The organism is Paenibacillus sp. FSL E2-8871, assembly GCF_038000345.1.
Taxonomy (GTDB): Bacteria; Bacillota; Bacilli; order Paenibacillales; family Paenibacillaceae; genus Paenibacillus_AQ.
This window is the reverse complement of record NZ_JBBOBV010000001.1, coordinates 4532296-4553966: the sequence shown is the minus strand read 5'-3', so window position 1 is coordinate 4553966 and position 21671 is coordinate 4532296. Positions and strand designations below refer to the sequence as shown.

Genomic DNA, 21671 nt, shown 5'->3' with positions numbered 1-21671 from the left:
GATTTTAGTAGGAAGAGGGGATGCGCCGCCCCTCTTCTTTTCTATAATAAACTAGAAAATAAATGGCGGGGTTTATCGAGACATATCAATATAGGGGATATAATTGAGAAGTTCGGGGCCAACGGCGATTGGAAGAAAGACTCGACAGCGAAGTGAGCACAGATGGAACCTGATGTTTAAGGTGCTAAAGGTATTAGTGGAAACGTGGACAAAAGAGAATTCACCAGTCTTTTAGAAGGAGATGCATACGATGATTCGAATCTTTGAACCTATAAATGCCTTACATAAGATAGTGGACTATATTTGGGTCGTAGACTTCGACTTTCTCGCTGATGACAATAGAGAAGATATTATTATGCCGCTGGGGTATATCAATATCATTTTCAATTATGGGTCTGCTTATAGACTGGTGGGAGAAGATCAGGAAATGGTGATCCCCAATACGGTTGTGATTGGTCAAATGAAAAGCGCGAAATATGTTCGATATGGACAACAGTTGTATCAAATCGGGATTTCATTAACTCCGTTAGGATTTATACACTTGTTTCAAGTGCCCGGCCTCGAATTGGAAGAGCGAATCCTACAAGCCACCGATGTGGACCCTGATCTAGATGAACTGTACCGGATGATGAGATTTAAAGATGTGGAACAGAATATCACAGCAATCAATCATTATTTACTCGATAAGATGGTGTTGAATAAGAAGGATACTGGCCGCATAGAGGAAATGCTTACTTATGTAGAACGAGAGTATGAAAACTTGAACATTGTGCGTATGGCAAATTTTTTTTGCATTTCAGTAAGTACGTTAGAGCGTTTCTTCAAAAGGCATGTCGGGCTTACCCCAAAGACCTACGGGGATATTGTGAAGTTTAGAAAACATGTTGAGGATGAAAGATTGAGGGAGGAGATGCAGTATCGTTACTATGATCAGTCTCACCTCATCAAAACATTCAAAAAGTTTGCAGGCAAAACCGTCAAAGAGTTAGAGAAACTTCCACATGAATTAACCCTTCGATATGTCTGGCATGGTCAGAAGTGATGAACGCCAGATCATATTGATGCTGATTTTTTACAATACACTGTTATTTCTTCCTGCTAATCTTGAGACACTAACAGATGAGAGGAAGGAATAACGATGCAGGATATTATGATCATGGCAAGTTTACTAGTGTTTTTAAATGTAACATTATTGGCGATATTGGTTCCGGGAGGGCCGATTGAGAATAGAGATTTCTCAAAATTAAAAGGAGGTGTATTTTGGGGGTTTAATCTGTTTCTTATCTTGCTTGGAATTACGTCGTTTATCGTATGCTATCTCTTGTTGATATCACATCCACATGCCATATTCATGACACAAATCATCGCTGTTTTATACTTTATTGTATACATTATCGACTTAGCTGGTATTTTTCCAAAATCACCGACTAAAATGTCTAAGCCGCTTATGCTTTTCGAAGTAATTAACACATCAATGGCTATATTCCTCTTCCTCTTTGTGATGGCGATTGGGCATGTCGGTTCGTAAGGACGAGGTCCGTGCACGTTGTCTTTAGGGTTTAGCAACGTGGAGGAGCCTGAGCAATCTCAAGAAATAGAAAATAGTAGGTTATGAAATATCGAATATCCAGTTACAAATAGGTAAATATGTATAAATCATTGGGCGTCCGGTAGGGCGCCTTCAATAAAAAAACACTAAGAATTAACTTAGTGCCTCAATTGGTCAATTGCCCTCAAGAATCCACTTGCTTAGCTCTTTGTCAAAGGTTTGAGGTTCTTCAAACATCGGATTGTGACCACTATGCTCAAAGATCACTTTTTTGACGTGCTTATAGGTTTCATCAACAGAATTCCAAAGTGAAACAGGCGCTACCAAATAGTCATACCTGCCTAAACCGATAAATACTGGTTTGTTGAAGTTAGCGAGTGATTGTATAAGATTCAATTCTGCGAATGCTTCTCCCCACAGATGATCGATAATTGGCATATTCGTATATATATCTTCCCACATGTATGCTGCGTTTAATGTATAGTCATAAAAGCTTTGGGCTCCCATCCAAATACACATGTGAACGAATCGTCGTTCAGGATCTTTCTGAATGTCACTTTCTAACAAAGCAATATCCATCTCGAACTGTCTTTTTCTCTCTGGACTTACTGTCTCATTAAAAAATGCAAAACTTTGACGCTGTCTTTCCTCGCTATTTGTAGGTGCTGAATTCAATAAGGCAACTTTTTGGACATGGCAGGGATATTTTTTAGCATATTCCAAAGCCATGAAAGCATGTCCTGAATGTCCTAATAAGATGAAATTTGTTAAGTTAAGATCCTGCCTTGCCGTCTCTATATCATCTAATACTTTGTCCAATCTATAATCTTCAGATTGCAGAGTTCGGGGCGGCTTCACAAATCCTCTATGATCAAGGAAAATAAACTGGAATGTATCATATAAATCTTCTGAGAATAGTTGAGGATAATAAACACTGCTGCCTATCACCAAAATAGGTTTCCCAGTTCCTTTTACACTATAATTCAGTTCAAATCCATCGCTATTTATAGTTTGGTATTTATTCATTGTCATCATCCTTTTTTCATTTTTACTTTACACATCACTCCTTCCTTTCACGGATTCCATTACATTCTCCATGGAACGTTCTAACATTCCGATCACCTCAAATTTTGTGGCTTGTAATAAACATAGTTAATCGATTACCGTGTTTAGACGAACTCGCCTTTAGTGGGATATGGTGAACTGTATCATAAATAGGGGAATGCTTTGGACACGCTCATTATGATATCCGAGCAGAATAAGGCTTTCCCCTTCCTGTTCTTCTTTGTTTATTTCTTTCTATTGAAATTTTTATATTCGTATCACTCTAACTAGATCTCAGATGATTCGATCAGAAAAGTGAACAGGGATCAACCCTCATTCTCCTACACAACTCGCATAAAACCTCTTTTGCTCTATTTATCACCCTATTGCTAGCCTCAATTTTTATAACTTCTAAATCCTGCCCCTCTCCGTTAACGATGTAGTCCAACTCGCCAATAAACACCACAATCTCAAGCGCAAGATTATAATCCGTATGTAGAAGCAGTAAAAGATCAATTAAAGCAATCCCTGATCCCAATTCTGTCTTGTTTTCATAAATATATAGTGCCCGAATCATGGAGATGAGTGCCGAATGACAAAGATAGAATGCAGCTTTATTCTGATTATGTTTTCTCATGATATGGACTAACTTCATATGATATTGAGCAAGTTGATAATAATCGTCAATTTTATTTTGCAATCTTTTTTCCATGGCAATCCCCCTAGAATAGAAATGGAAAAGTATTATACTAGTATAATACTTATAAATATTAAAATAAATAATAATATTCGCTATCCGGTGTTTACCTTGATGAAACTTGTCTACACTTTTGACATGGAGAGGTGAATACTGAGATGGATAAGGAAATATTGAAGCTGGTAGGAATACGTATTCGTACTCTTCGGAAAGAGCGCGGCTTGTCCCAGGAAGCACTCGGTGAGAGAGGCGGATTTCATTTTTCATACATAGGACAAATTGAACGCGGTGAGAAAAACGTATCTTTATTGAATTTACATAAGATTGCAGAAGCTCTTGAAGTTAATTTAATTCAGTTGTTTGCATATTTGGATGAAGATTTCATGGTCACATCATCAGAGAGCGATATTCGAGACATTGTGGGTTTGCTTCGTACTGCTAATGATGAAAAAATAAGGCTGGCTAAAAATGTGTTAAGAGAATTATTATGAGGAAATCTCGACAAAGGTAGAGGTTTGACTATTCTGATATTCCATAATATTCTTTATTGATAAGAAAATAACAAGACTAGAGCATGGTCGTGACCTAACTCAGAGGCGTATAACCGGAAACGGGGATAACCGCCTCTTTTTTGCGTGTTCACTTGCGTATTTGTTTTATAAATTTATTTTGGGGATGCCCTATTTTCGATTTTCAATACCTACATCCCATCTGGTAGAATAGGGAAAACCATATTTCTCTATATTTTAGTAACTTGATTATACGCTTGGGGAGGTAGACATGGATAAAGAGCTAATCGCACAGCTGGCAAAGTGGCATGAAGATGATGAACATCAGAAGATAGTTGATACCCTGATGGAGATTTCACCAGAGGACAGAGATTACGAGGTGACCAGCAGTCTAGCAAGAGCATATAACAATCTGGGACGTTATGAAGAGGCGCTTGAACAGTTTGCGATGATTGCAGAACAGGGGCAGGATGACCCGTTGTGGCATTTTCGTGTAGGGTATTCCTACTATTATCTGAATCGGTATGAGGAAGCAGTGAGAGTGCTGGGTATCGCCCATGATCTCGATCCTGACGACGAGAATACGGCCATGTTACTGAACATCAGCCAGCGCAAGCTACGCAAAGAACAACACGCCGCGGCCAGACGGGTAATTAAAGATTCGCATAATGATCCGAGGACGGAAGCAACTCCTTTTGAAGGGATGGATTTCTCCGACTTTTGGGACGATAGCGATTATGGACTAAGAGAATATGTCTCTGATCCGCCTGCGGATGAGCTGATTGCTTCTGTAGAAGAAGAGCTCGGTTACAAGCTTCCTGCCTCCTATATCCGTCTGATGAAGGAGCATAATGGGGGAGTTCCTTACAATACTTGTTACCCGACGGAGGACGCGACCTCATGGGCTGAGGATCATATTGCGATTACAGGCATTATGGGCATTGGGCGCAAGAAAAGTTATTCGCTCTGCGGAGATCTTGGCAGCACATTCATGATTGAGGAGTGGGGGTATCCTGACATCGGCGTGGTAATTTGTGACTGCCCTTCGGCAGGTCATGATGTCGTAATGCTGGATTACCGGAACTGCGGGAGGGACGGCGAACCCGAGGTGATTCATGTCGATCAGGAAGACAATTATGAGATTACGTTCCTGGCTGAAGACTTCGAGACATTTATCCGCGGGCTGGTGAGTGAGGAGGAATACGATACCTCTCAAGAAGATAAAGAAGAGGATCTGCGAAAAGTAGCCGTAGGCAAATTCTCACCTTTGCTCGCGGAGCTGTGCAGTCGTGTGTCCGAGGTAGATCAGCTTGAGCAGAAGATTCGTAATGTCTGTACTCGAATCGTTGAAGAGAAGGGACACTTTTCCTTTCATGCAGATGAGCTCTCTACTCTGATGTACGATGTGCAGTTCTGGCTGTACACAAGCTCTTATCCGAATACGAGCCATCAACAATATCTGGATGTGTATGAGAAGATAATCGCTTTTGGCGGCGAGTTCGGTCAAGGCGGGTATGCGCCCGGCTGGATCAGTGACTGGCTGGATGGGCGGATTCGGGAAGGGCTGATCGTTCAGGAGAACGGAGTGCTTCGCTTCACGGATCAAGCCCGCTCAGAGGTTATTGCACGGCTGGAAGTGGGAGCCGCAGAAGAGGACGTGACCTAATCCGGTCTCCCGCGCAGAGCTTGATTGATCACAACAGAAACATTGTGCAGAAAAGTATTGCTAGTAGGGGGATTTTTAGGCATAAAAAAACCCGAAAAGCAGTACTTTTCGAGCATGTTTTCTTTCGGATTATTTCGTCATATCAAGGACGATTCGACCATTGATTTTGCCTTCTAACATCAGATCGTAGATCTCATTAATATCTTCTAGTTTACGTGTCTCAATAATGGTTTTTATTTTTCCTTCTGCAGCGAATTGTAATGTTTCTTGTAAATCTTTGCGAGTGCCGACAATCGAACCGACTACCTTTGTACCGTTTAATACCGTATCAAAGATAGGAACATCCATGGATTCAGGGGGCAGCCCAACCATGACGCAGGTACCGCCACGGCGAATGGCACGGTAGGCTTGGTCGAATGCTTTTTTCGCAACTGCTGTACAAACGACACCATGCACTCCACCTACTTCTTTTTGAATCCAGTCTGCGGCATCTTCTTTTAATGCGTTTACGGTTTTGTCTGCGCCAAGTTTTTTGGCAAGCTCCATCTTTTCATCTGACGTGTCGATGGCCACTACATTCATTCCCATCACTTTTGCATATTGTACGCCAAGATGACCTAATCCTCCGATGCCGAATATGGCTACCCACTCACCTGGTTTTACACCCGATACTTTCAAAGCTTTATAGGTCGTAACGCCAGCACAAAATAAAGGTGCTGCTTCGATGAAGCTTAGGTTATCAGGAACTTTCACTACATAATCGGCTGCCGCCACACAATATTCTGCATATCCGCCATCTACGGAATATCCGGAATTTTGCTGCTCCAGACAAAGAGTCTCTCTTCCTGTAAGACAATACTCACAATGACCGCAGGCTGAATACAGCCAGGGAATTCCTACTCGGTCACCTACCTTTAGGTGTGTAACTCCTTCACCTATTTCTTCAATAATTCCGACGCCTTCATGTCCGGGAATTAGAGGGAGCTTTGGTTTGACAGGCCAATCGCCATGAGCAGCGTGCAAATCAGTATGACATACACCACACGCCTGAATATGGACAAGGATTTCTTTGTGTCCGGGTTTTGGTTTAGGTACGTCTTGTAGTTCTAACTTTTCTTTGAATTTTTTTACTACAGCGGCTTTCATCAGCATACTCCTTTAGTTTTTTGCTTTTCAAAAAGTAGTATGTTCATGAGGCTAACTTTAAATTCTTGAGACTTTTATCACTGATTAACACTCACATCACAAGTAATATGTTAGAATATCAGAACAGCTTTACTGCGTTACCGCTTTATCAACTTCATAATTCACGAGCTATGATGGCTAAGGATTACACTTTAGCTGGAGCAGCTTCTGGAGAGACTGCGGAAATTCCGCGGCGCCGAAGGGTTCACAATCTCAGGCAAAAGGACAGAAGAGTACTGAATATGTATTTGTCATGCTGATCGCCATCAGTAGGGCAAATATTATTTGATATTCTTACGATCTGGGAGATTGGATGACATCCAATCTCTCTTTTTTATTCCAATTTATTGTACTCACAAGGGGGAACTAGGTATGGCACAACCAGAATTAAAGAGAGAGCTAGCCAATCGGCATGTTCAACTTATTGCTATTGGCGGCACCATTGGTACAGGATTATTCCTGGGATCAGGAAAGGCGATAGAGAAGGCAGGCCCATCCATCATGATCACGTATTTAATCGTGGGTATTGCTGTGTTTTTTGTGATGAGAGCACTGGGAGAGCTCCTATTATCTAAAGCGGGCTATCAATCGTTTACGGATATTGCAGAAGACTACCTTGGATCACGAGTCGCATTCATTACCGGTTGGACCTATTGGTTTTGCTGGATCATGACGGCTATGGCTGATGTCATCGCTGTTGGCGTGTATGTACAGTATTGGTTTGATATCCCGCAATGGGTTCCTGCCATCGCCTGTCTGGTCGTGTTATTAGGACTTAATCTATTAACTGTAAAGAGCTTTGGGGAACTAGAATTTTGGTTTGCTTTAATTAAGGTAATTACGATTCTCGCCTTGATTGGACTTGGGGTCATTTTACTGATCATAGGATTTAAGACGGATGCAGGATCGGTGACGATACGGAACCTATGGGAGCATGGGGGCTTTTTTCCGAACGGTATATCAGGCTTCTTATTTTCTTTTCAAATGGTTGTATTTGCTTATGTCGGTGTGGAGTTGGTGGGTGTGTCAGCAGCGGAAACAGCGGATCCGGAGAAAAATATCCCATCGGCGATTAATAAAATTCCTTTACGGATTCTATTTTTCTATGTCGGCGCGCTTTTCGTCCTGCTATGCATTAACCCTTGGACGGAGCTTAGTCCGGCAGAAAGTCCTTTTGTAAAAACCTTTACTTTAGTAGGGATTCCAATTGCCGCAGGGATTATTAATTTTGTTGTACTAACCTCAGCTGCTTCCGCTTGTAATAGTGGGATGTTCTCAACAAGCCGAATTCTCTATAATTTGAGTAGAAATAACCAGGCGGCACCTCATTTGGGCAAACTGAATAAAAACCATGTACCAGGTAACTCGTTATTCATTTCTACAATTGTTATATCTGTGGGTGCTCTTTTAAGTAAACTTATTCCGGAGCAGGCTTTTGGAATCGTAACAACGATTAGCGCCATTTGTTTTATATGGGTGTGGGGCATTGTGCTCATCTGCCATATTAAGTACAAGAAAACTCGGCCAGACTTACAGGCGAAATCCAAATTCAAAGCACCGTTCACACCTGCTATTAACTATATTGTCTTAACCTTGTTCGCTGGAATACTAATCATCATGCTGTTCGCTGGAGAAACACGCCCTGCTCTATTGTGTACTCCGTTATGGTTTATTTTATTATTCATCTTGTATTCGATTAGAAGTAAAAAGGGGAGAAGTAATCAAGCTTGAGTGAGGTCAACATCAACTAGCGGTAAGCCTAGTGTTAACTGCAACTTGGGGTTGCGGGGCTGCAACTAAAGCGTTCTTTACTTCTGCATACGATTAATCCAATATAGGCTTATGAATTGCAGAAAGGTAGTTGCTGTTATGATCTTTGGGGAGAAGTTAAAAGCGGAAAGAAATAAAAAAAGTTGGTCACAAGAAGAACTGGCCGAGAAGCTGTTTGTAAGCCGACAGTCGGTTTCGAAATGGGAGAATGGTCAAAACTACCCAAGCATTGAAATCATTATTAAAATAAGCGATCTTTTTGGGGTAACTATCGATGAGTTACTAAGGAGTGACGAGGAGTTGACCAAAAAGGTGATAGAAGAAGGCAAGAAATTGGCTCACCCGAAATTAAAGTTTGTATTTGATGTCTTCGTAATAGCAGGCATTGTGCTATTAGTGATTAAACTCTGTGTTCTCTTTCTGAACAAAGTAACGGCACTAGAGATTACCTTGAATGGCGGGTCATTCTTTTGGAACTTCGGTTCTCTGATTTTAATGGTTAGCGGGGGAATCGGCTCCAGCATCCTGAAAGAAAAATATAAACAAGAGTAAGCCGGTGAGCCGGGAAAAGCTATTAATAATGTAAAAGGACAGCTGATCGCTGTCCTTTTTACATTCCACGTTATAAGGTTATTCCTTGTTAACTAGGTTTGCTTTCTTTTCAACCATGATCTTGCTCTTCATCGGCATAAATAATGTTATAACAAACGCGGCGACGGATAAAATCATCATAAAGTAATAGGCGTCACTTGCCCCAAGAATGGATGCAAGGGATTTAAGGATCTCAGGAGTAGTAGAGGGGTTGCTCTGCATCACTGTGGCCGCATGACTTGTTGCCTGTACTGTATAAATCGTAATTACGACAGCAGTACCGATGGCTCCGGCAATTTGGCGAACGGTATTGTTCACTGCTGTACCATGGGTGCCGAGTTGTTTGGGTAGTGCATTTAGTCCAGCCGTATTGAGTGGCATAGTAATGAAGCTTAATCCAATTCGCAAGCCAATGGTACGAATCATTAGATACATATACGTGGTCGATTCAGATAGATCAGTTACCGCCCACATAGATGGAATAATAAAGAGTAAACCAATGATGAACAGTGGTTTAGCACCAAAACGGTCATATAATTTACCGGTGACGGGTGACATGAACGCATTTACGAGTGCTCCCGGCAACAAGAGTAGTCCTGCATCAAATGCTGTAAAACCACGCCCATTCTGCAGATAAATAGGCAATAAAATCATATCTGCGTACATCATCATGGTAATTAACACGTTAATAAGAGAAGTCATCGTAAAAACTTTATTTTTGAAGACAGACAGGTTCAGCAGTGGATCATCAGACTTGATTTGTCGAAGACAGAATACGGCCGTAACAGCGATCCCGATCCCTAAGGTCAGAATTACTATTACATCGTCCCAGCCTTTACTGCCTGCACTACTGAAGCCGTATGAAATTAAGCCAAATCCAACGGTCGATAAAAGAACACTTACTACATCAAGCTTAGACTTAGACGTCTCGGATACATTCACTAAATACTTGAATGCCAACGCTATAACAATGATGACGAGTGGAATGAGGCCGATAAATAACCAGCGCCAAGAGTGATATTCAACAATAAATCCCGCAAGCGTCGGCCCAATAGCAGGAGCAAATATCATCGCCAGTCCAAGCAGTCCCATAGCACTGCCGCGTTTTTCAACAGGGAAAATAGCGAGCACAACGCTCATCATGAGCGGCATTATAATACCGGCACCTGCAGCTTGGATCATCCGTCCGACTAAGAGTAGACTAAAGCTCGGCGCTGCTGCACAAATGATTGAGCCAATTAATAAAAATGACATGGCACTTAGAAATAATTGACGTGTTGTAAAACGTTTCATTAAATAGGCTGTAATCGGAATCAATATCCCGTTGACCAGCATAAAACCCGTTGAAATCCATTGTACAGTTGTTGCCGTGACATCAAATACATCCATCAGACTACTTAAGGCGACATTTAAAAGCGTCTGATTGAGTGTAGATAAGAAACAACCAAAAATTAGGATGGTTAATAGGATTCCTTTATTTATTTTCTTAATATCTTCTTGCATGGTGCAGGCCTCTCCTCATTGCTTTTTCGACATAGTGTCGATAAAATAAATCATATCAGTATTTAAACGGTATTCCTATTTGCAATTTTATTGAAAATGTCGACTAATCGACAGAATGGGTAAATTAGTTGATGAAATACTATATAAACGATAATAGAGGGATGAAATGTCCGAACATAAAAAAGTTGATCCACGAGCCATTCGCTCAAAAAAGATGCTGAAAAATGCTGTTTTTTCATTATTGGCCGAGAATGTGGAGATTTCTCAATTGACTGTCCAAAAAATCGCCAACCGTGCTGAGCTGAATCGTGCAACGTTTTATTTGCATTATGAGGATATTAACGATTTATTGCGCCAGATCGTACATGAAATCTTTGATGACCTGTCCATGAAGGTTGAACCGTTATTACAAGTGAAGAGCAGTATCGAGCAGGAGCAGTTGGTCACATTTTTAAGTTATTTTTATGAATACCGGCAAATCTTTGCTGTATTGGTAGAGCACAAAGGCTTCAAAAACCAATTAACCAACCTATTAAAAAATACTATCGAAAAGCGAAGAAACGTGAGAAACATAGATTCCACTAAGGAGGTTGTCTCCCTTGATATTATTGCAGCATCACTATTAGGGATTATTATGTGGTGGATTAAGGATGGCAGCCAATATAGTGCGGAATACATAGCAGGCCAAATTACCTTGATGTATAAAAGAAGGTATTTATAATCGCTAGACTTTGCTACAGGAGGATATGGGTAAAAACCGTTGTATGATGTAGAGAGACAAATTTCAAGATAACGGATATTCTCCTCACCAACCTTAGGTAAAACTATAAAAAGCGGCAGTCTAGGGGGGTAATTCTCGTCCAAAGGCTGTCCGCTTTTTTTTATAAATCATTCTATTTAAAATCAACTTTAATTAGTGCTATCTCACTATTCGTTCCAATGCGTAATGGCGGTCCCCAAGTCCCTGCACCAGATGTGACGATGACGTTAGGGCTGTTCTGATTTTTCTGATAGTGCCCGTAATCTACTGTAAACATAGCGTTGGTGATTAGATTTGCAGGAAATACTTGTCCTTGATGTGTATGTCCGCTAAGTATTAAATCGACATCATCTCCGTACTGAATCATATTCGTGGGTTGATGATCCATTACGATAACGGGCATAGTTGTATCAATGTTACTCATCACTTCAGAAGTAACTGCTCTAGCATGTCCTTGATCACCAATCGGTGATGAATCTCTCCTGCCAACTACAACGAATTGATTATCAATAACGACATGCTCATCATTTAGAAGTTTAATATTACTCTTATCTATAAAGTTCACAATCTCATCGTATGATCGTCCTGCATCATGGTTACCTAAACAAGCATAAACCCCATAGGTGGACTGAATAGTATTTAATAACTCTATTCCTTTGGAAGGATTAGAGAGCGCATAGTAGTTACCATTAAATATATCTCCTGACATCAACACAATATCCGGCTGCATGTTATTAATACGATCAACAACGTCTTCAATAAACTTTACATCATTTACGTAGCCTAAATGTAAGTCGCTGATCAGAACAATATTTAAATGATCTAACGACGTGCTTTTATGTATTTGGATCGGATAAGTAACTTCTTTTATCTGATTCGCATTATAAATCCCATAGGACACCAATCCTATGACTAGAATTAATACTACTGACCTTGTATGAAAAATAACACGTTTTGGCGCAGGGGAGGGGATGATTTTGATCCATTTACTAATAAGTAAGATTACATCGGAAAGGAGTAACAGCAAGAACAAATAGAAGTAGATCCCCATCCAATAGTCCCCGAATTGACCAATAAAATTAACAATACTTGAATCGGTCGTCATAGCTGAAGAGGACAATAGTAAATTAATAATGATTGTTACCGCACACAAGCTGTAGATGACTCCGTATATAATCCCATTAATACTTGGAAATACATGTTGTAACCATTTTAAAATTTTTCTTGCGATGTAATAGTTACTTGCCGCGTACATAGCGAATATAAATAAAAATGCAAATACCATATAATGCACCGTCCTATTTTTTTAGATTTCAGAGAGCAATCGTTAATAATCAATAATTATGAACACATGGTCAGGTACTCAGTAACAGTAACATATTTTTTCATGTTGGAAGAGGAGTTTGTTGATTTTGAATCAGAAGAAAAATGGATCAGATCAAATCGTACTTGCCGCAATCGAAACGTTTGAGGAAGTGAATTGAAAGCGATTGCTCATTTGGTTTTTATATGAAAATGTAAACAATAACATTTTACGACAATATTCACCTTACTTTTACATGGGAGGTATGATATATTCTGGTGGAATATGGATAATAGAAAAAATGAAAGGGAGAATGCGTATGGAAGCGCTGGTGTGGACATCCAATGATAAGCTAGAGCTCTGCGAATGGGAAGAGCCACAGATTGTAACCCCGGATGAAGTTAAGATTCGGATTGAGATGACAGGCATTTGTGGAACAGATCTAGCGGTCATAACCGGTAAAGAGGAAGGAGTTCCAGGAATCATTCGCGGTCATGAGGCTGTGGGGACCGTAATTGAAATTGGCAGTAATGTTGACCGTGTTAAGGTGGGGGACCGAGTAGTTATCGATCCGAATCAAAGCTGCAATGAATGTTATTTTTGCTTGAAAGAACAGCCGCACTTATGTATAGGCTCCGATGGAAATGGGATGCCTATTGCTGGTTTGAATCGAAATGGGACATTCACTTTTTTTTTCTCAACTGTACAAACGTTTGCACACCTTTTGCCTGATCATATGAGCTGGGAGACGGGGGTATTAATCGAGCCGCTTGCCTGTGTGCTGCACAATTTCAAAGAAGCTAATGTCACGGCTGACGATAAGGTGCTCATTCTTGGATCGGGTCCAATGGGGCTGTTAAGTCAAATGGTGAGTAAATCAAAAGCTGCGCTCACGGTAGCGACGGAAATTAATCCCTATCGGTTGGCATTTGCTAGAGAGATCTCGGATTTTGCTCTAACACCATCCCAATTAAATCAAGCTACCGTAGATGAAATCTGCGCGGGACATAAGTTTGATGTGATTATCGATACGGTGGGCACTCAGCTCGAAGTAGCGGAGGAATGGATTGAGCGTGGAGGGCGCATTGTTCCTTTTGGAATTAATGCGAAGTATCGGTACACCTTTTCCCCTACCAAATTCGTACAGCATGCAATCAAAATTATCGCAGCAGGCGAATACCGCTACATGTTCGAGGAGGCTTTGCGGTTTGCCGCTGAGACACCTGAACTGGAGAGATTGGTGACCAGAAAAGTTAAGCTCAATCAGCACGAGGCAGCAATAAACGAGTTGATCGGCTATGAATTGAACTCTTTGAAGGTGGTTGGGAGTGACACCGTAAAGACGGTTTTTGTTCCCTAAACGTAGAACTGCAATCAACGAGAGGTGGATCTGTTAATGGGCAAAGAAAGCAAATTTAGACTTGTTCAGGATTACTTGTCTACACACAAAGATAAAGACGTCGCGCCAATTTGGATTCCTGCTGTGTGGAATGAGTGCAAATATGAGCGTGTTCTTTTCGAAAAAGACGGTGAAATTTGTGTACATCCGTATGATTTTTTGACAGAGCATTTGAAGTATGTAGACAAGCTATCGTGGAGATATTCGCTCAAGGAACGCACGAATTTAGACGACAGCGCGATCTATTCTTCATTAATTCGTTATTCGACGGCTTGGGATTACAACCATGATGGAACAATTGAATCCGGCACTTTTTTAAGATTCCTTATTCTTCTGCCGCTGTTAAAAAAAATGGGCATCAATATTCTGTATATGCTTCCAGTGAATCAGTACAGCAAGTTGAATCTGAAAGGCGATATCGGGTCACCTTACGCTGTGCAATCGTTATTCCACTTGGATCAGAACCTACACGACAGCCTGCTGGATGGTATGGAGGAGTTTACGATCCACGATGAGCTCAGCGCTTTGGTAGAAGCTTGTCATTTGCTTGATATTAAGACTGTTGTTGATTTCATTCCCCGTGTAACGGCGAAAAACAGTGCGTTCATTACCGACCATCCCGAATGGGTGTATTGGATCAAAATGCAGGAATTAGAAGGCTTTGCACCGCCATCGATTCCTGAGCTTGGATTCTTTGAGGAGTGTACGCCTGACAAATTGGAGACGGTCTACCACAGCCAGGAAACCGCAGCATTTCTGCGGAAGTTCTCGCCGCCGCCCAATGAACTTCATCCAATCCTTTGGCAGCAGTTAAAAGAGAGGGCTGCTAAAACTGGAGATGAGCTATTAACTTTGGTGGAGCAAGAGATGGGGATAACGACTGCTCCCGCGCATTCGGATTGGATTAACGATGTACAGCCGATTTGGGCAGACATTACGTTCTTGCGCCTCTACAAGGACTTTTCTCCGCAAGTGAGACATCTTATAAGTTCGGATCAGGCACCATATGTTCTTTTTGATACGATTAAATGCAATGACTACCCGGGTGAGGAGCCGAATCTGGAGCTGTGGGATGTGCTGGAGGAGGCCGTACGGTTTAATCTCGAAAAGTATGGGATTGATGGCTTCCGCATCGATATCGGACATGTACTTCCTATTCCGCTGTTGACTCGTATTTTTGACACGATTAAAGAGTTGAATCCGAATGCAATCTTGATCAGCGAAGATTTGTTCAATCGTAATCACAAGAAGGCGGCGAGCACCGGCTACAACATTATGCTTGGCAGCGGATGGAATGTCATGACGCAAATCAATAAGGACAATCTCGTTTCATTCTTAGAGGAGCTGCCTGAGTTAAACATTCATGTGTTCGCCTGTGCAGAAACAGCAGATACGCCTCGGATCACGAGCCGTGGCGGTGTTGAGGTGGCTCGGATGATTGCGGTATTTAATCAATTTCTTCCGAATGCAATTCCATACGTGACGACTGGCTATGAAATGAATGAGGAGCAGCCACTCAACTGTGGTCTTGGCGACAACACGAACGGAGAGGAGATTTCCCGCGCTTTTTTTAACGTCATGCAAATTAATTGGACTAATCCTGCACCGATGCTGCCGCTGCTGACGGAGCTGAGTGAATTCAAGAAAGATTGGCCTCAGCTAGTGAAGCCAGAAAACTTTTTCGTGGCTCAATCACCGGAAGGTACAGTTCTGTACGGGTATATGCATGGCGAACAGACGCTGCTCTGCTGCTTTAACTTGAGTGCTGATGCTTCCTGCCAAGTTGATTTGAAGGCTGCGGTACCTGGGCGGTGCCCAATGACCGTGACGCTGGATAGTTCCTTAACGGGGAGCATCGTAGGTCAGAAGTTAGACAGCTTACTACTTGCACCTAATCAGGCTTTAGTGCTCGTAAACAATCATAGACAAGTTAGTTAAGGGAGAGAGGCAGCGATGGAAAAGAAGAACAAAGAAATCGTGTTATGGCATGAGTTTGACGGTCCGGGAGATACCTCGATTGAGGTGTTGGAGGGAATTTGCAAGCTGTATACAGAGCGCTTCGGCGTACAAATTACGCCACAAGTGATGAACATTACGGAGTTGACTGCGCGCCTGAACCAAATTAAGGACACCCATCAAGGTCCGCATCTGGCGATGGTTCCTGCGGATATGTCCTCCTATGTTGAGAATGGCCTTTACTCTGAGGTACCGGGCTGGCTATTTGATGATGCATTGACTGAAGGGGCACTTTCAACGATGCAACTGGATGGTGTTCAGTATGGTATCCCGGTATTACGGGGCAATCATTTGGTTGTGTATTACAATCCGGAGATTTACGCCAGTGCGCCGACGACATGGGAAGTGTTCGAAGAGGCAGCAGAGAGGTTGTCCGCTCAAGGCATCATACCGATTGGAGCAGATTTACAGCAGGGTTATTGGTTTATTCCGTTTCTTACAGCTTTCGGTGGTTGGCCTGTTCAGGATGGAAAGCCGAATATCGTAACCCCTGAAATGAAGCGAGCACTTGATTTCATCCATGACAAGATGGATCAAGGCGTGCTCGTCAGTCTCGACGGTTCCACAGGACTGCTAGAGCAGTTTATTGACGGTAAGATTGGCGCCATTATTTGTGGAGAGTGGATTTATAACCATCTGGACAAGCAGATGAACAACAGGCTTGCGGTCTGCCAGCTTCCGGTCATAGAAGGCCAGCAATCGCTATCCATGTCTTCTTCTATCGGCTTGATTTACCCGAATCATTCGTTAACATCGGAGGAGCGGGAAGATATCTTGTCGTTCACGCATTTTATGCTGAGTGATGAGTGCCAAACCATGTGGACGCTGGGTGTACAGCGGATTCCAGCTCAGGAAGAGGTGCTGAACCGTCTAGCTGCCTCTGCTACGCCTAACAAAAAGATGATTATATCGCTGTTGGAGCACGCACGGCCGATGCCGACGTACCCCTTCATGATTCATGTATGGGAGGCGCTAAATGCGGGTCTAACCGAGCTGCCCTTAAGCAATTCTGAACAAGCATTGAAAAAAATTGAACAGACCATCCAAGCATTCTGGGGCGCATATAAAAGCTAAAAAGAGACGGGGAGAAGACAAATGAAAACAACGATATTCAGCCAAATTTCGATTGACGGTAAGCTCACTATGGGAGCTGGTAATTCGAGTAAGGAGCTTTTTTCTTTGTTTTCCAGTGAGGATATGGAATTCATTCATCTATTCCGGGGGAATGTGCAGGGCATTATGGTCGGCAAAAATACAATTCTGACGGACAATCCCTTTCTTACTAATCGGTATGAGGAGAACAAAAATCCAATCCGGATCATTCCGACGACCACCTTGGATATTCCGCTGGATAGCAATGTGCTTTCGGATGAGGGGAGGACGATTATTGTCACAACCGAGAAAGGACGGGATGAATATAAAATCAAGCAGATCCGGGAAAGAGGGAAGGAGTGCCTCATCTGCGGTGAGGATAAAGTCGATTTCGTGGAGCTTGAACGTCAGTTGGAAGACAACTTCGGGATTACCAGCTTGATGGTCGAGGGCGGCGGCTTTTTGAACTGGCATATCTTCGATCAGGACATCGTCGATGAAATTATTCTGATGCAGCTTCCGATCATCATAGGGGGTTCCACGAACATTACTTTAGTGGATGGAGACGGATATCAGCAATTGTGCTTTGCGAAAAAGTTCAAGGTTGTAGAAATTCAGCCAAAAGATAATTATACGCTCATGCGCTACAAAAAAGTGATATAACCTCATACGAAGTCATAGACTGCGAATGGCTATGGACGCGGTAAAATCGAGAATATGGGGGTTGTGAATGATCCATGTCAGAGAAAGAGAACTTCTACAAAAGTGTGTATAAAATCGCTGTACCTGTTACGCTTCAAAGCTTACTGATGGCATTGCTCAATTTGACGGATCAGTTGATGGTCGGGCAGCTTGGAGATGTGGCGATTGCCTCGGTGGGAATGTCCACCAAAATATATGGGATCATCGCGGTTGTCTTGGCTGGTCTATCGACGGGTGTGTCTATTTATGCAGCCCAGTTTTGGGGGAACAAAGATTCCAAAAGCGTCTCCCAGGTGCTGGGCCTTGGACTAATCGTCGGCTTCGCGTTCTCGTTCTTATTTTCTGCGGCTGTCTTCATCGATTCGCCGCTTTTCCTGAGCATGTTCACGACAGATGCGAATGTAATAGATAATGGGTATATTTTTCTGCAGATCATGTCGATCGGCTTTGTACCTGTCATGCTCACGATGATGTATTCTGCCATTTTGCGTAGTACGGGCCATGCCAAATGGCCGATGTATGTAAGCTTAATTGCTGTTGTGTTGAATATTATACTGAATTACGTACTTATTTACGGGAACTTCGGCGCTCCAGCGCTTGGTCTGAAGGGTGCGGCTATTGCTACCCTTATTTCCAGGGTAATAGAATGTTTGTTGATCATTGGTGCCGTGTACCGATATCGTTTACCGGGCGCTGTTGGGTTAAAGAACTTATTCATCATTCCTAAACCGCTCATTCGCAAGTTTTTTGGAACGACGTATCCGCTGCTGCTGACTGAGTTGATTTGGGTATTGGGTGAAACGGCATATGCGATCATCTATAGCCGTATGGGGACGATGGAGATGACGGCGATGACCATTACCTTCCCATTGCAAGGGCTTTGCATCGGCTTATTGTCCGGTCTGGCTAGTGCAGCTGGGGTTTTGGTTGGCAACCGTTTGGGCGCGAATGAAACGGATATCGCACTCGATCATGCGAAAAAGTTCATTCGTCTTGGCATTATCATCTCTCTAATTGTCGGGGTTATCATTGCGGCAGGCTCGAAGCTGTATGTCTCCGCGTTCAATATCTCCGAGGATGCTAAACAGATGAGCATATATATCGTTATCGTATTCGCTGGATTTCTTTGGGCCAAAGTTTCCAATATGATTATAGCAGGCGGCATTCTAAACAGTGGGGGAGACAGTAAGTTCGTGTTCAGCATGGAATCGACCGCGACATGGTTGATAGGTGTCCCCTCCGGGCTGTTGTTATCATACGTCTGGAAGCAGCCTGTCTACCTTGTATATCTCGTCATATCACTTGAGGAGGTTGTCCGTTTTGGCTTCGGTTACGCCCGGATTTACTCCCGGAAGTGGATGAGAAATTTAGTTAACGATTTGGCTGAAAAAGCGATGTAAGGGCTGATTGGATCGCTCAAGACTCCCGTGTATTTCCGCTTAAGGGAATGTCACGGGAGTCTTTTTATAACTAATGATATGATTGTCGTATGGGGTGGCTTTGAACGGGTGATAATTAATTAAACATGTCTAGTCAGAAAGGAACTGCTATGCAAGAAACTTCTAGAAACCATAGGTTCAATTATTTTTTTGAAATGATTCTCTACCTCATTTGCGGAGTATCAATTGTTTATTTTGGCGTGAATGGAAATGATGATAAAACATTTCAAGCGGCCCTTATCATTCTAGTCCTGTTACTCTTTAAGGGCTTAATCACAAGGACCAACAGCGAACTGTCTCCCGCACTTCAATTTTCGGTGCTGGTCTTTATCACAATCACGATGATGCTCGCCAATTTATTCAATTTGTATGGTGTCATCCCTTATTTAGATAAGATTGAACATCTGCTGTCTGGAATTATTTTATTCTTCGTAGGACGATTCATCTTGATCAAGATGGCTAAGCGTAAAGGGCTGGGCGGTCTGCCTTCCAACATTATCATTTGGTTCGCGTTTCTGTTTGCTGTTGCAATGGCTGGAATGTGGGAAATTTATGAGTTTACGGTGGATCATCTCTTTGAGCTTCATTCACAAAATGGTAGTTTGACCGACACGATGATGGATATGATTTGCGGAACATTGGGCGCTCTCGTCGCCTCCTTCTATTTATTCGTAGAAGCACGCAGAAAAACGTAGCTTTGATCAACGTTAATTTTCATGTTCACTAGGAGACTTCTTAGGAATTCTAATCTGAAAAATGGTTTCCGTCACGGCTTCGTCCAGCAAACGCACGCTACCATGGTGCAATTCCGCGATTTCCTTGACGATCGAGAGCCCGATGCCAAGTCCTTCGCCTTTTCTTCCGCCGTCGGCGCGGTAGAAACGCTCGAAGATACGCTCGCGATCCTCTCGTGCGATCCCTTTACCTCGGTTTTTGACCGTGAGAACCACTTCCTCTTGTTCCTCCGTCAATCCAATTCCCAGATAGTGTCCTTCTTCACCGTAACGAACGGCATTGTCCAGCAAGTTGCGCAAAGCACGTTCGATCAGCGGTGCGTCGATCATAACCTCGATATCCGTATCTTGGATGTCTGCCTCCAACACGATGTTCTTATCGTCCAGGAATAAGAGGTACTCGGCTGCGATCTTTCGCATTAATTCCGAGAGGTTATGCGGAGCAAGCTGAAGCCGAAGTAAATGCTCTTCTTGACGGGTAATGTCGAGTAACTGATCAAGCAGCTTATCCATGTAGCGAGAACGCTGCAGGATGATTTTGGCCCCGGACTGAAGCTCGTTCTCATTCTTGTACGCACCGGTACGGATCATCTCGGCATAACCCAAAATCATAGTTAACGGCGTTCGCAAATCGTGGGACAGGTCCGATAAGAGCAGTCTTCGCCGATGTTCTAACTGTTCAATTTGGGCAGACTGGCTCTGGATACGCATTGCCATTGAATTGTAGTGTTGGGTCAGCTGAGCGATCTCGTCCCTCGACGTATCTTCCAGCACGATGACATCGCTTCGGATTTCGACTTGGTTCAGCGCGTTGTTCAGTTTTGTAATGCGACGATCGGTGGAAGAGAAGAACCATAAGGAAAGGAGATAGGGAAGCAACAACGCCAGTAACAGAGGTAAAATAAATGTTAGTAAAGCTTTATACGTTCGGAGAAAAAAATATATTTGTCCAGATGTCATGTCTTCGCTGGATAAACTCAATAACATGTAATAGGATCGATGATCATGGGCAACGGAATAAGTAAGAGTGATCGGAGTATTTTCACCCCAAAGATTATTTGGCATATGGTCAACACGGTCGGCTAATTTGCGGAAGTCGTAGGAATTATTCTCGCCGGCGGAATCATACAGCGTCGAACCGTCCTCAGCCAGCCACTCTAGGCGGATCTTGGAATGCGGGAGTAGTACTTCTTCCAGAATGGGTTGAATCTCTGGTCCCGAGTAGGCGTCTTGCCGTTCTATAGCCGTAAGTGCTTCTTGTGCGATGGCGTTTAACGTCTTCAAATCATATCCCGGGGTCCAAGTCTTCCCGGTCATTAGGGTAATCGTAATAAACAAGACAATGCTTCCTGCGGCACTGGATAGCATCATCAGCCATAGCTTAGTTCGTCTCTTCATCGTCCGTCACCTGAGAGGCGGTAGCCGATGCCGCGAATGGTATGAAGATTAGATTGGGACCCGGGTGCGCTTTCAAGTATTTTTCGGATGCGGCTGATGAAGACGCTGAGGTTGTTGGCGTCATAGTTTTCATGCTGCCAGACTTGTTTGTAGATTTCTCCTTTTGTTAGTACGCGATCAGGATTGAGCATGAACACTTGCAGTAGATGGCATTCGACTGGAGTCAGTCCATGTTGTTGCCCATCATTATGTAGTACATAATTGTCGATATCCAGAATAAGTTTATTCAATTGAATCACATGGGGCCGGTTGGA

Annotated in this window: 20 protein-coding genes and 1 riboswitch; of the genes, 13 read left to right on the top strand and 7 right to left on the bottom strand. The window is 42.8% G+C overall.

The genetic code is table 11. The features are described 5' to 3' along the window. Nucleotides 1-250 precede the first annotated feature (250 nt). Nucleotides 251-1042, top strand: a complete 792-nt coding sequence (locus NYE25_RS20645; RefSeq protein WP_341146750.1) for an AraC family transcriptional regulator — start codon at nt 251-253, stop codon at nt 1040-1042. 96 nt (nt 1043-1138) lie between these two features. Further along, nucleotides 1139-1528 carry a hypothetical protein gene (locus tag NYE25_RS20640; RefSeq protein WP_341146749.1) on the top strand — a complete coding sequence of 130 codons (390 nt, stop codon included), beginning with the start codon at nt 1139-1141 and terminating at the stop codon, nt 1526-1528. 195 nt (nt 1529-1723) lie between these two features. Here the strand turns inward: NYE25_RS20640 and NYE25_RS20635 are convergent, their stop codons facing one another. Both NYE25_RS20635 and NYE25_RS20630 read right to left on the bottom strand, forming a co-directional pair. Then, the gene (locus tag NYE25_RS20635; RefSeq protein WP_341146748.1) at nt 1724-2575 is read right to left on the bottom strand and encodes an alpha/beta hydrolase; all 852 of its coding nucleotides are present in this window, start codon (nt 2573-2575) and stop codon (nt 1724-1726) included. 325 nt (nt 2576-2900) lie between these two features. Further along, nucleotides 2901-3305: a hypothetical protein gene (locus NYE25_RS20630; RefSeq protein ID WP_341146747.1), complete on the bottom strand. Its 405-nt coding sequence runs from the start codon at nt 3303-3305 to the stop codon at nt 2901-2903. 143 nt (nt 3306-3448) lie between these two features. Between NYE25_RS20630 and NYE25_RS20625 the strand changes: the two genes are divergently transcribed. Together NYE25_RS20625 and NYE25_RS20620 are read left to right on the top strand one after the other, a co-directional pair. After that, entirely contained in the window at nt 3449-3781 is a 333-nt protein-coding gene (locus NYE25_RS20625) for a helix-turn-helix domain-containing protein (RefSeq protein WP_234534779.1), read from the top strand. 289 nt (nt 3782-4070) lie between these two features. Next, nucleotides 4071-5465 (top strand): SMI1/KNR4 family protein, encoded by a 1395-nt coding sequence (locus NYE25_RS20620; protein WP_341146746.1) that lies wholly within the window; start codon nt 4071-4073, stop codon nt 5463-5465. A gap of 129 nt (nt 5466-5594) precedes the next feature. Here NYE25_RS20620 and adhP read toward each other — a convergent pair whose 3' ends face one another. Then, the gene (adhP, locus tag NYE25_RS20615) at nt 5595-6611 is read right to left on the bottom strand and encodes an alcohol dehydrogenase AdhP (protein ID WP_341146745.1); all 1017 of its coding nucleotides are present in this window, start codon (nt 6609-6611) and stop codon (nt 5595-5597) included. 197 nt (nt 6612-6808) lie between these two features. Beyond that, nucleotides 6809-6889, top strand: a riboswitch (glycine riboswitch). 133 nt (nt 6890-7022) lie between these two features. Here adhP and NYE25_RS20610 point away from each other — a divergent pair. Further along, on the top strand, nt 7023-8381 hold the full coding sequence (locus NYE25_RS20610) for an amino acid permease (protein WP_341146744.1): 1359 nt from the start codon (nt 7023-7025) through the stop codon (nt 8379-8381). A 138-nt stretch (nt 8382-8519) separates the two neighbouring features. Further along, nucleotides 8520-8972: a helix-turn-helix domain-containing protein gene (locus NYE25_RS20605; RefSeq protein ID WP_076285039.1), complete on the top strand. Its 453-nt coding sequence runs from the start codon at nt 8520-8522 to the stop codon at nt 8970-8972. 78 nt (nt 8973-9050) lie between these two features. Here NYE25_RS20605 and NYE25_RS20600 read toward each other — a convergent pair whose 3' ends face one another. After that, complete coding sequence (locus NYE25_RS20600) at nt 9051-10514, bottom strand: DHA2 family efflux MFS transporter permease subunit (RefSeq protein WP_341146743.1); 1464 nt, start codon at nt 10512-10514, stop codon at nt 9051-9053. 166 nt (nt 10515-10680) lie between these two features. Here NYE25_RS20600 and NYE25_RS20595 point away from each other — a divergent pair, with 166 nt between their 5' ends. Next, nucleotides 10681-11235: a TetR/AcrR family transcriptional regulator gene (locus NYE25_RS20595; protein ID WP_042193012.1), complete on the top strand. Its 555-nt coding sequence runs from the start codon at nt 10681-10683 to the stop codon at nt 11233-11235. A 172-nt stretch (nt 11236-11407) separates the two neighbouring features. Here NYE25_RS20595 and NYE25_RS20590 read toward each other — a convergent pair whose 3' ends face one another. Continuing rightward, nucleotides 11408-12559: a metallophosphoesterase gene (locus NYE25_RS20590; RefSeq protein ID WP_341146742.1), complete on the bottom strand. Its 1152-nt coding sequence runs from the start codon at nt 12557-12559 to the stop codon at nt 11408-11410. A 337-nt stretch (nt 12560-12896) separates the two neighbouring features. On the opposite strand from NYE25_RS20590, the gene NYE25_RS20585 reads away from it, so the two are divergent. The 6 genes from NYE25_RS20585 to NYE25_RS20560 all read left to right on the top strand — a co-directional run bounded on the left by NYE25_RS20585 (nt 12897) and on the right by NYE25_RS20560 (nt 19920). Further along, complete coding sequence (locus NYE25_RS20585) at nt 12897-13937, top strand: zinc-dependent alcohol dehydrogenase (protein ID WP_341146741.1); 1041 nt, start codon at nt 12897-12899, stop codon at nt 13935-13937. A 36-nt stretch (nt 13938-13973) separates the two neighbouring features. Then, entirely contained in the window at nt 13974-15914 is a 1941-nt protein-coding gene (locus NYE25_RS20580; RefSeq protein ID WP_341146740.1) for an alpha-amylase, read from the top strand. A gap of 15 nt (nt 15915-15929) precedes the next feature. Further along, entirely contained in the window at nt 15930-17066 is a 1137-nt protein-coding gene (locus NYE25_RS20575; protein WP_341146739.1) for a sugar ABC transporter substrate-binding protein, read from the top strand. A gap of 21 nt (nt 17067-17087) precedes the next feature. Further along, nucleotides 17088-17747 carry a dihydrofolate reductase family protein gene (locus NYE25_RS20570; protein ID WP_042193005.1) on the top strand — a complete coding sequence of 220 codons (660 nt, stop codon included), beginning with the start codon at nt 17088-17090 and terminating at the stop codon, nt 17745-17747. A gap of 74 nt (nt 17748-17821) precedes the next feature. Continuing rightward, nucleotides 17822-19186: an MATE family efflux transporter gene (locus NYE25_RS20565; RefSeq protein WP_076298081.1), complete on the top strand. Its 1365-nt coding sequence runs from the start codon at nt 17822-17824 to the stop codon at nt 19184-19186. Nucleotides 19187-19311: 125 nt separating this feature from the next. Continuing rightward, nucleotides 19312-19920: a hypothetical protein gene (locus NYE25_RS20560; protein WP_341146738.1), complete on the top strand. Its 609-nt coding sequence runs from the start codon at nt 19312-19314 to the stop codon at nt 19918-19920. A gap of 12 nt (nt 19921-19932) precedes the next feature. Here the strand turns inward: NYE25_RS20560 and NYE25_RS20555 are convergent, their stop codons facing one another. Both NYE25_RS20555 and NYE25_RS31325 read right to left on the bottom strand, forming a co-directional pair. Continuing rightward, a complete protein-coding gene (locus NYE25_RS20555) occupies nt 19933-21357 on the bottom strand; it encodes a HAMP domain-containing sensor histidine kinase (RefSeq protein WP_341146737.1) in 1425 nt (474 codons plus the stop codon). After that, nucleotides 21354-21656, bottom strand: a complete 303-nt coding sequence (locus NYE25_RS31325; RefSeq protein WP_410477466.1) for a winged helix-turn-helix domain-containing protein — start codon at nt 21654-21656, stop codon at nt 21354-21356. The genes NYE25_RS20555 and NYE25_RS31325 overlap by 4 nt, the downstream gene beginning before the upstream one ends. Nucleotides 21657-21671 lie beyond the last annotated feature (15 nt).

Coding starts and splice junctions, on each gene's coding strand:
- NYE25_RS20620 (WP_341146746.1), top strand. CDS start 4,071: ATGGATAAAGAGCTAATCGCACAGCTGGCAAAGTGGCATGAAGATGAT.
- NYE25_RS20605 (WP_076285039.1), top strand. CDS start 8,520: ATGATCTTTGGGGAGAAGTTAAAAGCGGAAAGAAATAAAAAAAGTTGG.
- NYE25_RS20560 (WP_341146738.1), top strand. CDS start 19,312: ATGTCTAGTCAGAAAGGAACTGCTATGCAAGAAACTTCTAGAAACCAT.
- NYE25_RS20565 (WP_076298081.1), top strand. CDS start 17,822: ATGTCAGAGAAAGAGAACTTCTACAAAAGTGTGTATAAAATCGCTGTA.
- NYE25_RS20645 (WP_341146750.1), top strand. CDS start 251: ATGATTCGAATCTTTGAACCTATAAATGCCTTACATAAGATAGTGGAC.
- NYE25_RS20600 (WP_341146743.1), bottom strand. CDS start 10,514: ATGCAAGAAGATATTAAGAAAATAAATAAAGGAATCCTATTAACCATC.
- NYE25_RS20625 (WP_234534779.1), top strand. CDS start 3,449: ATGGATAAGGAAATATTGAAGCTGGTAGGAATACGTATTCGTACTCTT.
- NYE25_RS20640 (WP_341146749.1), top strand. CDS start 1,139: ATGCAGGATATTATGATCATGGCAAGTTTACTAGTGTTTTTAAATGTA.
- adhP (WP_341146745.1), bottom strand. CDS start 6,611: ATGAAAGCCGCTGTAGTAAAAAAATTCAAAGAAAAGTTAGAACTACAA.
- NYE25_RS20575 (WP_341146739.1), top strand. CDS start 15,930: ATGGAAAAGAAGAACAAAGAAATCGTGTTATGGCATGAGTTTGACGGT.
- NYE25_RS20595 (WP_042193012.1), top strand. CDS start 10,681: ATGTCCGAACATAAAAAAGTTGATCCACGAGCCATTCGCTCAAAAAAG.
- NYE25_RS20585 (WP_341146741.1), top strand. CDS start 12,897: ATGGAAGCGCTGGTGTGGACATCCAATGATAAGCTAGAGCTCTGCGAA.
- NYE25_RS20590 (WP_341146742.1), bottom strand. CDS start 12,559: ATGGTATTTGCATTTTTATTTATATTCGCTATGTACGCGGCAAGTAAC.
- NYE25_RS20610 (WP_341146744.1), top strand. CDS start 7,023: ATGGCACAACCAGAATTAAAGAGAGAGCTAGCCAATCGGCATGTTCAA.
- NYE25_RS20580 (WP_341146740.1), top strand. CDS start 13,974: ATGGGCAAAGAAAGCAAATTTAGACTTGTTCAGGATTACTTGTCTACA.
- NYE25_RS20630 (WP_341146747.1), bottom strand. CDS start 3,305: ATGGAAAAAAGATTGCAAAATAAAATTGACGATTATTATCAACTTGCT.
- NYE25_RS20555 (WP_341146737.1), bottom strand. CDS start 21,357: ATGAAGAGACGAACTAAGCTATGGCTGATGATGCTATCCAGTGCCGCA.
- NYE25_RS20570 (WP_042193005.1), top strand. CDS start 17,088: ATGAAAACAACGATATTCAGCCAAATTTCGATTGACGGTAAGCTCACT.
- NYE25_RS20635 (WP_341146748.1), bottom strand. CDS start 2,575: ATGAATAAATACCAAACTATAAATAGCGATGGATTTGAACTGAATTAT.